Source organism: Actinotalea sp. C106, assembly GCF_023630195.1.
In the GTDB taxonomy this organism is placed as follows: domain Bacteria; phylum Actinomycetota; class Actinomycetes; order Actinomycetales; family Cellulomonadaceae; genus Actinotalea.
In genome coordinates, this window is record NZ_JALPKN010000308.1 from 1 (window position 1) to 3,533 (window position 3,533).

At 72.2% G+C, this 3,533-nt stretch carries 3 protein-coding genes; 1 reads left to right on the forward strand and 2 read right to left on the reverse strand.

The window, feature by feature from the left end; genetic code table 11:
- Positions 1-116: 116 nt before the first annotated feature.
- Positions 117-1,538, reverse strand: coding sequence for a Gfo/Idh/MocA family protein (locus L0B03_RS15395; protein WP_250447400.1), 1,422 nt, complete (start codon positions 1,536-1,538; stop codon positions 117-119).
- A gap of 145 nt (positions 1,539-1,683) precedes the next feature.
- Here L0B03_RS15395 and L0B03_RS15400 point away from each other — a divergent pair, with 145 nt between their 5' ends.
- On the forward strand, positions 1,684-3,225 hold the full coding sequence (locus L0B03_RS15400) for an alpha-N-arabinofuranosidase (RefSeq protein ID WP_250447402.1): 1,542 nt from the start codon (positions 1,684-1,686) through the stop codon (positions 3,223-3,225).
- 82 nt (positions 3,226-3,307) lie between these two features.
- On the opposite strand, the gene L0B03_RS15405 is transcribed toward L0B03_RS15400, so the two are convergent.
- Positions 3,308-3,533, reverse strand: a 226-nt coding sequence (locus L0B03_RS15405) for a hypothetical protein (RefSeq protein ID WP_250447404.1), incomplete at its 5' end; no start/stop codon positions are given.

The following is a 3,533-nucleotide window of genomic DNA, read 5'->3' on the forward strand; positions in this document are numbered from 1 at the left end:
GCCCGCGTCGAGGTCCACCCCGTGCCCCACGACGGCGCGGTCGGCGTGGGCGGCGACCGCCCCCGCGTGGGCCCCGGCGATGCCCCCGGTGCCGATCATGAGGGTCCGACGGCGGCTCACAGCTCGACCCCGAGGTCGAGGTCGGCGATCGCGACGGCCTGGCGGGTCCGCATCGACTCGTTGGCCGCGATGCCCACAGCCACCGCACGGACGCCGTCGAGGTAGCCCGCTGGCCTGCCGAGCGGGTCCTGTCCCGGGCCGCGGAACACGTCGGCGAGCAGGATCGCGTCTCCGCCGCCGTGCCCCCCGATGCCCTCGGGGATGGTGTGCTCGGTCGCCCGCTCCCAGTGCCGCTGCACCAGGAGGCGGTCCCCCACCGGGCGCAGGGCGTCCCCGGCGAAGGCCTCGGGGGTCGCGCTCGGGTCGAGCACCGCGCGGCCGTCCTCGTCGAACTCGACCGAACCGCGCTCGACGACCTCGAGCTCGGCCCTCCCCTCGGTGCCGTTGACCGTGACCTTGTACCCCTCCCAGGGTGCGTGGGCGTTGAGGGAGTAGGTCAGGGTCGCACCGCCGCGGTAGTCGACCAGCACGGCCATCGTGTCCTCGATGGTGATGCCGGGACCGAAGACGTCCTGGTCACGCCGGTAGCCGTCGTGGTGCTCGGCGTCGAGGTAGAGGGCCTTGAGCCGTGGGTCCTGCTCGAGGTCCAGGCACCAGTGGTCCTCGGCGTGGCCGGTGCCGCGCTCGGGCCGGTCGGTCACCCCACGGGAGGCCGCGGCCTCGTCGCCGTAGAAGCGCAGGGCGCCGCTCGCGTAGACCCGCTCGGGCACGTCGCCGAGCCACCAGTTCACGAGGTCGAAGTGATGGCTCGACTTGTGGATCAGCAGCCCGCCCGAGAGGTCCTTGCGCCGGTGCCAGCGGCGGAAGTAGTCCGCGCCGTGCACCGTGTCCAGGGCCCACTCGAAGTGCACCGAGGTCGGCGTGCCGATCGCCCCCGAGGCGATGACCTCGCGCAGCGAGCTGTTCCGCGGGGCGTACCGGTAGTTGAAGGTCATGACGACGTCGCGGCCGGTCTCGGCCACCGCGCCGGTGATGGTGCGGCAGCCGTCGGCGTCGATGGTCAGCGGCTTCTCGACCACGGCATCGGCCCCCGCGGCCAACGCCCGGGAGACCAGGTCGGCGTGCGTGTGGTCGGGGGCCGTGACGATCACGACGTCGACCCGCTGCTCGAGGATCATCTGCTCGAGGTCCGCGGGCACGTAGCGGGGCAACCGGTCGGGCCCGCCACGCTGGGCCGTCTCATGCTGTGCCGTCTCACGCTGGGCCACCTGGGTGTCGTAGTACTCGGCGCGGGTCGGGTTGGGCTCGCACCAGGCCACGAGCTCGGCGACCTCGGCGTGGGCCCCGAGGATCGCGTCGATGTACATCCACGCCCGGTGGCCGGTCCCGGCGACCGCGTACCGGCGTCGGGCGGGGGGTGAGGCGTCGGCCGGTCGTGCTGGCTGGGCGGTCGGGGCTGGCTGTGCTGGGTGAGTCACGCGCGTCCTTGGTCGTGAGGGCTCGAGGCGCTCCGGAAAGCGCCTTCCGTCTGCGTAACTCTACAGGCCGAGGCTGTTTGACAACGATGTAGATCCGGCATTAGATCGATACGACCCTGATCCTGTCGAGCACACCGAGGAACCGATGACGACGTCGCACGCCCGCGTCCTGCTCCACCCCGGCTACACCGTGGGCCCCGTCGACCGCCGCGTCTTCGGTTCTTTCGTCGAGCACCTCGGCCGCGCGGTCTACACCGGGATCTACGAGCCCGAGCACGCGACGGCCGACGCGCACGGCTTCCGTCGCGACGTCGCCGACCTCACCCGTGAGCTCGGCGCCACGATGGTCCGCTACCCGGGCGGCAACTTCGTCTCCAACTACGTGTGGGAGGACGCCGTCGGACCGGTCGAGGACCGCAAGCCGTTCATCGACCTGGCCTGGCGCACGATCGAGCCCAACACCGTGGGGACCGACGAGTTCCTGCAGTGGGCCGAGCGCGAGGGCATCGAGCCGATGATGGCCGTCAACCTCGGCACCCGCGGCGTGGCCGAGGCCGCGGCCCTGCTCGAGTACTGCAACGGCAAGGCCGGCTCGCGCTGGGCGGACCTGCGCATCGCCAACGGCCGTGAGAAGCCCTACGGGGTCAAGCTCTGGTGCCTGGGCAACGAGATGGACGGCCCCTGGCAGATCGGCCACAAGGACGCCCACGAGTACGGCAAGCTCGCGGCCGAGGCCGGCAAGGCCATGAAGCTGGTGGACCCCTCGATCGAGCTCGTGGCCTGCGGCTCCTCCTCGATGGACATGGACACCTTCGGGGAGTGGGAGCAGACGGTCCTGGGCTACACCTACGACCTGGTCGACCACATCTCGATGCACGCCTACTACGAGGAGCGCAGCGGCGACCGCGCGTCGTTCCTCGGTTCGGGCACCTCGATGGACCGCTTCATCCGCCGCGTGGTCGCCTCGGCCGACGCGGTAGGCGCCCGCCGCCGCTCCGACAAGAAGATCACCATCTCCTTCGACGAGTGGAACGTCTGGTACCTCGACTCGCGCTTCGGCGGCGAGGCGAGCATCCCGCTGCGCCCGGCCCCCGCACGCATCATCGAGGACGTCTACTCGGGCCTCGACGCCGTCGTCGTCGGCGACCTCATGGTGACCCTGCTCAACCACGCCGACCGGGTACCCGTCGCCTGCCTGGCCCAGCTCGTCAACGTGATCGCCCCGATCATGACCGAGCCCGGGGGCGAGGCCTGGCGCCAGCCGACCTTCCACCCCTTCGCCACCACCGCACGCCTGGCCCAGGGCACCGCCCTCGACCTGCGCGTCGACTCCCCCACCACGACGACGGCGCGGCACGGCGAGGTCCCGACGGTCACCGCGGCCTCGACCTGGGACGAGGAGTCCGGGGCCTTCGCCCTGTTCCTCACCAACCGCACGGCCGAACCGGTCGAGGTCACCGTGGACCACACCGGCCTGTCGGTGGTGCTCGCGGGCGGGTACCGCATGGTCGCCGACCACGAGGCCGCCGTCGAGGGCCCCGAGCACGCGGCCAAGGTCGCGGCCGAGTGCTGGTCCGAGCTCGAGGCCCCGGTACCCAGCCCGGCCGCGGGCACGACCTCGTCGCTCACGCTGACGCTGGCCCCCGAGTCCTGGACCGCCTGGCACGGCACGGCCCAGCGCGCCTGAGCCTGCGCGCAGCAACACCTGCCGCCCCGCGCCCTCCTCAAGCTGAGCCTCCTCGAGCTGAGCCTCCTCAAGCTGAGCCGACTCAAGCCCGGTGCTCGAGGAGGGCGCGGAGGTCGGCGAGCTCGTGGTGGACGACGTCGGCCGGGTCCGTGACGAACAGGAGCATCGCGGGCAGCGAGGTCGCGAAGTAGTCCGTCGTCGGGCGGGCGGCCTCGAGCTCGGCCACCCGCTCGCGCACGGCGGACCAGGCGCGAGCGGCCCGCTCCTCGTCCCCCAGCCGGCCGGCGGCGACCGCCACGAAGCAGGTG

Coding starts and splice junctions, on each gene's coding strand:
- L0B03_RS15400 (WP_250447402.1), top strand. CDS start 1,684: ATGACGACGTCGCACGCCCGCGTCCTGCTCCACCCCGGCTACACCGTG.